Genomic DNA, 7,874 nt, shown 5'->3' with positions numbered 1-7,874 from the left:
GGGCCGCGCCGACCGCGGTGGCGTCACGCGGTCGGCGGCCGGGGGGCGGCTCTGTACGGTCAGGCGGCGAGTTCGCCGGCCTGGAGCTGCCAGAGGGATGCGTAGAGTCCGTGCTGGGCGAGGAGTTCGTCGTGGGTGCCCTGTTCGGCGACGATGCCGCCCTTGTCCATGACGTAGATCCGGTCGACGTGGCGGACCGTGGAGAGGCGGTGGGCGATGACGACCATCGTCCGGTCGGACGCGAAGCTGCGCAGTGTGCGCTGGATGGCGGCCTCGGTCTCGTTGTCCACGGCGGAGGTGGCCTCGTCGAGGATGACGACCGGCGAGTCCTTGAGGATCGCGCGCGCCAGGGCGATCCGCTGCCGCTGGCCGCCGGAGAGCGCGGTGCCGCGTTCGCCGATCAGGGTGTCGTAGCCGTCCGGCAGCGTCGCGATGAAGGTGTGCGCCTCGGCCATGGCGGCGGCCTGGACCACGGCCTCGTCCGGGGCTCCGAAGCTGCCGTAGCGGATGTTGTCGGCGATGCTCCCGTCGAAGAGGAACGGGTCCTGGGCGACGAAGCCGATGGCGCGGCGCAGGTCGTGCCGCCGCAGGTCCCGGACGTCCTGTCCGTCGAGCAGCACCCGGCCGGACTCCGCGTCCTGGAAGCGCATCAGCAGTCTGGCGATCGTCGTCTTGCCCGATCCGGTGGCACCCACCAGGGCGGTCACCTGCCCGGCCCGGATGGTCAGCGAGAGGTTCTCCAGGGTCGCCGGTCGGCCGGGGTAGGCGAAGGTGACCCCGTCGAGGACGATCTCGCCCCGCACGTCCGCGGGGTCGAGTGTCCCGTCGCCGCCGTCCGCCTCGACGGGCAGGGCACGCAGCCGCTGGACCCGGTCGTAGGAGGCGAGGGTGCGCTGGTACTGGTCGGCGATGCCGCCGAGCCGGCTCATCCGCATCAGCAGCATCTGGGGCAGCCCGATCAGCGGGCTGAACACCTCGAAGCGCAGGGTGCCGTCGAGCACCGCACGGCCGCCGATCAGCAGGGTGCCGGCCATCGACGCGGTGGTGCAGGCCCGGACGGTCTCGGCGTGGCGGATCGTGCTCCGATCGGTCTGCCGACCGCTCTCCTGGACCTCCTCGCTCAGCCCGTCGATGCGCTCGGCCTCGTAGTCCTCGGTGCAGAAGCTCTTGACGGTCGCGCCGGCTTCGAGCGAGTTGATCACCTGGCTGCCCAGCCTGGCCCGGTGCTCGCCGGCGGCGGCGTAGTCTGCGGCGGCCTTGTCCTGGTGGTGCAGCGAGAGCCAGGCGATGACCGGGATCGGCAGGAACGCGATCCACGCGATCTGCGGTGCCAGCAGGAGGAACGCCGGTACCAGGAGGGCCAGGCTGGTGCCGAGTTGCAGCACGTCGTTGGCCGGGCCGGCGAAGAAGGCGCCCAGCTGGCCGACGTCGTTGGTGAGCGCGCCGGCCACCCGGCTGGTCCGCTCGCCCTCCAGGTGTCCCAGTTCGAGGTGCTGGACGTGTCGGTAGGTGCGTCCGCGCCAGTCGTGCTCGATGTCCTGGCCGAGTCGGCGCCACTGGAGGTTCGAGGCGTACGAGAGGCCCGCCACCGCGGCGCAGGCGGCAGCCACCAGCCCGGCCAGCCCCCAGAGCTGGGCGGAGGCCGTGGTCAGGCCGAGGCTGACCAGGGGAGCCGCCTCACCCTTGATGAGGACCAGGCCGGTCCATCCGAGGAAGGTGCCGAGTGCCACTTCCGCGGCCTGGCAGGCGACGGACAGGGCGGCGGCCCGGTGGAGGCGGCGGCGGTGCGGTCCGACGATCTCCAGCAGGGGGTGGCGTTCGGTGCCAGGCGCGGCCGCGTCCCGGGGCGCGTCGACCGTTCTGTTCCATGCCTTCCGCAGGACGACCGCGGTCGCCACGGCCACCCCTCCCACCGCCACCAGCTGCCTGCTCAAGGCCGATCCTCTGATCAGCGCGACCCCGGCCGCGACCCCGCCGCCGACGGCGAGCACGGGGCGCACGACCAGGCCGCGGCCCGTCTGCGGGGCCGACGCCGAGGCGGGCCGGGCCGGCGCCTGGCCTCGCGCCCCGGTCGGATCCTCCGCGACCCGGGCGACGACCCTGCGGACGATCCGGCCGACCTCCGCGGCGCGCAGCCGCGCGTCGTGCCGGACGAGCACCCCGCCGGTGACCGGGTTGGCCCGGGCCTCGGTGATCCCGGGAACGCGGCGCAGCGCGGCGGCGAGGGCCTCGGCCGTCCGGGGCCGTCCGAGCACCAGCCTGACGTCCCAGCGCTGGCGGCCCGGGGTGACCGAGCGGGGGCTCGCGCCCGGTTCCACGGAGCCGAATCCGGCTGCGGCACCTCGTAGCGATGGCATGTGTACGATCACCTGTTTGCGGAGGTCACGGAGAACTGTCACGGGAACGACGGATCACGGCGACGGAGCGGGAGATTCTGGAGAGCGGTTCTGTTGCGGCCGAACGGCCTGCGAACGGCCGCCGCCGGGGCGCGTTCCGCCGAACTCGATCGGCGGGCGCGCCTGGCGGCGGCCGCGGTCCTCACGGACCGTCAGTGCGACTTTCCGGCGGCGGTGCCGGCGGTCGCCCGGATCTTCGGGGTCCTCGCGTCCCCCTCGGCGTGGCCAACAGCCCCTCCCTTGGCACCGTTCCCGGCGGCGTGCCGGCCGTCACCGGAGTGGTCCTCGATTTCATCGGCGGCGATCTGGGCGGCCACCACGTCGGCGGCCACTTCCGCCGCGAGATCGTGGATGTTCTCCCCGGCCTCCTGGGCCGCCTTCTTCACCTCCATCGCGATGCCGACGGATGTCTTGACGACTCCGCGCACCAGTGGCTTGAGAAGTCGCTTGGCCAGCGGCGCGACGATGAGACCGACCAGGAATGGGGGTACCAGGGGTGGCATGATGCTCCGTCCTCTCTACGCATGTATGACAGGGAACCCGGGCACGGCGAACACCGGAGCAGCGCACAGCCGGGCGGATGGAAGCATTCCATCTCGGAATCCGGGAATCACCTAACGAATCGGCTTCCCGGACACCGGAACGCGCCGTCCGATCCCGTGGCCACCGTACTCGAACCATGCCGGCCTGAGCCAAATGGATTCGGCCGGGTTCACTCGTGCGAGTGGTCACGACTTTCCCGTGAAATTCGAATCCCCGCGCACTCGAACGCCATTTTGTACTATGACCCGGTTATCCGCTTCGAATGAGCATCACATTGCCGCGCCGCCCACCGCCGCAGCCCCCGGGAACGGCGGCTTCCCGCCCCCGTCGGACTCGCGGCAGCGAGCCCCGCCACCCCCTCGTGAGGGTGAACGAGGATCGCCCGCCCCGCCGCCCCGGACGGCTCGCGGCCCAGCCACCAGGCACCTTCGGATGCTCGAACACTTCTGCCGTGCACGTCAGTTGATTCACCACGACCAGGACCCGGTGACACCATGACGTCATGCCCCGACGTACCCCGCCGGTCGTCCTGACAGCCGCCCTCACCGCCTCGGCCCTCGCACTGGGCGGCTGCGGCGGCGCCGCCTCCTCGACGACCACCCCCCTGGCGGACCGCGTCACCGTCCGGATCGCCGAGTCCAGCGAGACGCCGAGCTTCGACCCGTACTCGGCCTTCGGCGCCTCCCACGCCCGCTACGCCTACGACTCGCTGGTCAATCTCGCCCCCGACGGCACCCTGGTCACCGGCCTGGCCTCCTCCTGGCAGGCCACGGCCACCGCGGCCGTCTTCACCCTCCGCCCGGGCATCACCTGCTCCGACGGCACCCCCCTCACCGCCTCGGCCGTGGCCGGGTCACTCACCTACGCGGGCGACCCGGCCCACCAGCTCGCCGGCGCCCGGACGGTCCTCCCGGACGTTCCGTTCACCGCGAGCGCCGACGACGGGACGGGCACGGTGTCGGTGAACGCCGCCGCCCCCTTCCCGTTCCTCACCCGCACCCTCGGCCTGCTGCCGATCGTCTGCCCCGCCGGCCTCGACCGGCCCCGTGCGCTGGACCGCGCCACCCGGGGCACCGGCCCCTACGTGCTGACCCGCTACACCCCCGGCGGGCCGTACGAGTTCACCGTCCGCGAGGGCTACGCCTGGGGGCCCGCCGGGGCGACGACCGCCGTGCCCGGGCTCCCCGCGCGGGTCGTCATCTCGGTGGTGCCCCAGGCCTCCACGGTGGCGAACCTGCTGCTCACCGGCGGCGTCGACATCGCGGGCGTGAGCGGGCCCGAGCGGGCCCGGCTCACCGGCCGCGGCCTGGCGACCACCGACGTGGCGACCGTCATCGGGCTGACCTTCTTCAACCAGCGCCCCGGCCGGGCACTCGCCGATCCGGCGCTGCGCCGCGCCCTGGTCTCCGCCCTCGACCGCCAGGGGCTCGCCAACGTCGCCGTCGGCGGCACCGGCAGCCCCGCCACCGACTTCGGCGCGGTGGGCGCCGTCTGCCACGCCGACCTCGCCGACGCCAACCTGCCCGCGCAGGACGCCACCGAGGCCCTGCGCGCCGCCGGCTGGACCCGCTCCGCCCACGGCCCGCCGACCAAGGACGGCCGACCGCTCCGGCTCCGCCTGATCACCAGTTCCGACCTCGGCCCGACCCTCGCCTCCGTCGCCGAGCTGATGGCCCGGGAGTGGACGGCGCTCGGTGCCGAGGTCGAGCTGGTCACCGAGAGCCTGCCCGCCCTCGTCAACGCCATGTACCGGAGCGCCGACTTCGACGTGGTGGTCGGCAGCACCCCGGGCTTCGCCCTGCCGGTCGGCTTCGTCCCCTTCTTCTCCGGCCCCACCCCCGCCCGGGGCCTCAACTTCGCGGCCGTGGCCAACCCCGAGTACGACGCCCTGGTCGCCCGGGCCCTCCGGGAGACCGACACGGCGGGCTGCGACACCTGGAACCGCGCCGCCGCCTCGCTCTTCCGCTCGGCCGACGCGCTGCCGATCGCCGAGGGGCGGAGCAGTGTGTACGGCTACCGCACCACCTTCACCACCACCTTCGGCGGCCAGCTCGTTCCCACCAGCATCCGCCTCCACGAGTGACCCGGGGCCACCATGTCCGTACCCCAGCTGCTGCGGCACCCCTGGACGGTGTTCCTCGGCCGCCGCAGCATCCGGCTGCTCCTCTCCCTCGCGGCCGTGCTCACCGCGTCGTTCGCGATGGTCCGCCTCATCCCCGGCGATCCGGTCCGGGCCGCGCTCGGCGTCGACGCCGCCCCCGACCTGGTGGCCGCCCGCCGGCACGCCCTCGGGCTCGACACGCCCTTCCTGTCCCAGTACCGGCACTACCTCGGCGGCCTCCTGCACGGCGACCTCGGCACCTCGCTGATCACCGGGACACCGGTCGCGGAACTGGTCCGCGGCCGGCTGCCGGCCACGCTGGAGATCGCCGGGCTCGCCTTTCTGGCCACCCTCGCCGTCGCACTGCCCGGCGGCCTGCTGGCCGCCGTCCGCACCCGCGACGGCCGCCGCCCGCGCACCGAGCTCGTGTTCACCGTGGCCACCGCCGCCGTGGCCGGAGTACCGGACTTCGTCCTGGCCACCGGACTCACCGCGTTGCTCGCCGTCGGCCTCCGACTGCTCCCGGTGGCCGGCGCGACCGGCGCCGAGTCCTTCGTGCTGCCCGTCCTCGCGCTCGCGCTCGCCCCCACCGCCGTCCTGCTGCGCATCGTGCGGGTGGAGGCACTGAAGGTGCTGGACGAGGACTACCTGCGCACCGCGCGCAGCAAACGGCTGTCCCGCGCGCGCCGCTACCTCTGCCACGCGGCACCGAACACGGCCGCTGCCGCACTCACCGTCGCCGGGAACCTGCTACCCGCCCTGATCGCCGGCACCGTGCTGGTCGAGAAGGTCTTCGCCTGGCCCGGCATCGGCTCCGCCATGGCCCAGTCCGTGGTCGCCCAGGACTACCCGGTGGTCCAGGCCGTGGTGCTGGTGCTGGGCACCGCCGTGCTGCTCGCCGGCCTCCTGGTCGACGTGCTGCTCGCCGTGCTCGACCCCCGTTCGGCGATCCGGGAGATGTGACCATGAGCCTTCCACCCGGCCTCCGGCGCTCGCCCATGGCCTGGACCACCGCCGTCATGCTGGCGTCACTCGTCGCGCTCGCGCTGATCGGCCCACTGGTCTGGGGCGCGGCAGCCGACCGCCCGAACCCCGCGGCCGTGCTCCAGGGCCCCTCCGGGCAACACCCCTTCGGCACCGACAACCTCGGCCGGGACCTGCTCGCCCGGGTCCTGACGGCCACCCGGCCCTCCCTGCTGCTCGCGCTGGCGGCGGTCCTGCTCGGCGCGGCCGCGGGGGTGCTCCTCGGGGCCTGCACCGCCGTCCTCGGCCGGCGCGCCCGCCGGCTGACCGCCGGGCTGATCAACCTCCTGCTCGCCTTCCCGGCGCTGCTCGTCGCCGTGTTCCTCGCGGTCGTGTCCGGCGCGGGCGCGGCCGGGGCGGTGCTTGCCCTTGCCGCCGCGGGCGTCGCCGGATACGCCCGGCTCGCCCAGACCCTCGCCGCCGGCGTCGCGGGCACCGACCACCTGGCCGCGGCCCGGGTCCTCGGCCTGCGCCGCCACCGGCTGCTGTGGCGGCACGTCCTGCCCAACATCGCCGAGCCGCTGCTGCTGAGCATCACCACGGCGGCGGGCAGCACCCTGGTCGCGCTCTCCGGGCTGAGCTTCCTGGGGCTGGGCGTCCAACCGCCCGGCTACGACTGGGGTCAGCTGCTCAACCAGGGGCTCGACCGGATCTATGTCGAGCCCGTGCCCGCACTCGCCCCGGGCCTGGCCGTCCTCTACGCGGCCCTGGCCTTCCAACTGCTCGGCGAGGTCCTGGCCGGGAGCGCCGCCCGGCGCGGCCCGGCGCCGCGCACGCCCGTGCCGACGCCTGCCCCGAGCGGCCCCGCCGAGGACGGGCTGGTCCTCCAGGTCGAGGGCCTCACCGTCGAACTCCCCACCCGGGACGGCCCGATCCGGCCGGTGCGCGACGTCGGCCTGTCGCTGCGGCCGGGCGAGATCGTCGGGCTCGTCGGCGAGTCGGGGTCGGGCAAGTCGCTCACCGCGCTCGCCGTCGCCGGCCTGCTCCCGCACGGCGCCTGGGTCTCCCGGCGCACCCTGCGCCTGCGCGGGGCCGACCTCGCCGTCCTGCCCCCGGGGGAACGGGACAGGCACCTCGCGACGGGCCTCGCAGTGGTCTTCCAGAATCCGGCCTCGGCGCTCAACCCGTCCCTGCGGGTCGCCACCCAGCTCACCGAGGCGGTCCGGGCCCACCGCGGCGCCAGCCGTGCACAGGCCGCCTCGCAGGCCGCCGACGCCCTGCGCCGGGTGGCCCTGCCCCCGGCGCTGCTGCGCTCGCGTCCGCACCAGCTCTCCGGCGGCCAGCGCCAGCGCGTGCTGATCGCCGCCGGGCTGATGGTGCGGCCCGGGCTGATCATCGCCGACGAACCCACCGCCGCGCTCGACGTCACCGTGCAGCGGCAGATCACCGGGCTGCTCACCGACATCCGGCGGGACACCTCCGCCGCGATCCTGTTCATCAGCCACGACATCGCGCTCGTGGGCGAGTTCTGCGAACGCGTCCTGGTGATGTACGCGGGCACCATCGTCGAGACCCTGCCCGCAGACCGCCTCGCCGACCGCGCCCGGCACCCCTACACCCGGGCCCTGGTCGCCTCGGTACCGGACCTCGCCGCCGACCGCGACCGGCCGCTGCCGACGATCGGGGGCGCACCGCCGGACCCGCTGGCACCCGCACCGGGATGCCCGTTCGAGCCCCGCTGTCCGCACCGCCGGGACCACTGCGCCGAGCAGGCCCCGCCGCTGGAGGACCTCGACGCCGGCCACCGGGTCGCCTGCTGGTACCCGGTACCGGTGGCAGCGGCCCCGGAGACGGCGGCCGCGTCATGACCG

The 7,874-nt window shown here is 74.4% G+C and carries 5 protein-coding genes; 3 read left to right on the top strand and 2 right to left on the bottom strand.

The window, feature by feature from the left end; genetic code table 11:
- Positions 1-59: 59 nt before the first annotated feature.
- Both OG335_RS35695 and OG335_RS35690 read right to left on the bottom strand, forming a co-directional pair.
- Positions 60-2,357: an ABC transporter ATP-binding protein gene (locus tag OG335_RS35695; RefSeq protein ID WP_405009736.1), complete on the bottom strand. Its 2,298-nt coding sequence runs from the start codon at positions 2,355-2,357 to the stop codon at positions 60-62.
- A 191-nt stretch (positions 2,358-2,548) separates the two neighbouring features.
- The gene (locus OG335_RS35690) at positions 2,549-2,899 is read right to left on the bottom strand and encodes a DUF5132 domain-containing protein (RefSeq protein ID WP_405009737.1); all 351 of its coding nucleotides are present in this window, start codon (positions 2,897-2,899) and stop codon (positions 2,549-2,551) included.
- Between the two features lie 542 nt (positions 2,900-3,441).
- On the opposite strand from OG335_RS35690, the gene OG335_RS35685 reads away from it, so the two are divergent.
- Genes OG335_RS35685 through OG335_RS35675 form a run of 3 tightly spaced genes read left to right on the top strand, consistent with a single transcriptional unit; the run spans position 3,442 to position 7,871 of the window.
- A complete protein-coding gene (locus OG335_RS35685; protein ID WP_405009738.1) occupies positions 3,442-5,022 on the top strand; it encodes an ABC transporter substrate-binding protein in 1,581 nt (526 codons plus the stop codon).
- Positions 5,023-5,034: 12 nt separating this feature from the next.
- Positions 5,035-6,003, top strand: coding sequence for an ABC transporter permease (locus OG335_RS35680; protein ID WP_405009739.1), 969 nt, complete (start codon positions 5,035-5,037; stop codon positions 6,001-6,003).
- Positions 6,004-6,038: 35 nt separating this feature from the next.
- Positions 6,039-7,871: a dipeptide/oligopeptide/nickel ABC transporter permease/ATP-binding protein gene (locus OG335_RS35675; RefSeq protein WP_405015309.1), complete on the top strand. Its 1,833-nt coding sequence runs from the start codon at positions 6,039-6,041 to the stop codon at positions 7,869-7,871.
- Positions 7,872-7,874 lie beyond the last annotated feature (3 nt).

The sequence above is a fragment of the Kitasatospora sp. NBC_01539 genome (genome assembly GCF_045040525.1).
Classification (GTDB): Bacteria; Actinomycetota; Actinomycetes; order Streptomycetales; family Streptomycetaceae; genus Kitasatospora.
The sequence above is the reverse complement of the archived record's forward strand: the minus strand, read 5'-3'. Positions and strand labels throughout refer to the sequence as shown.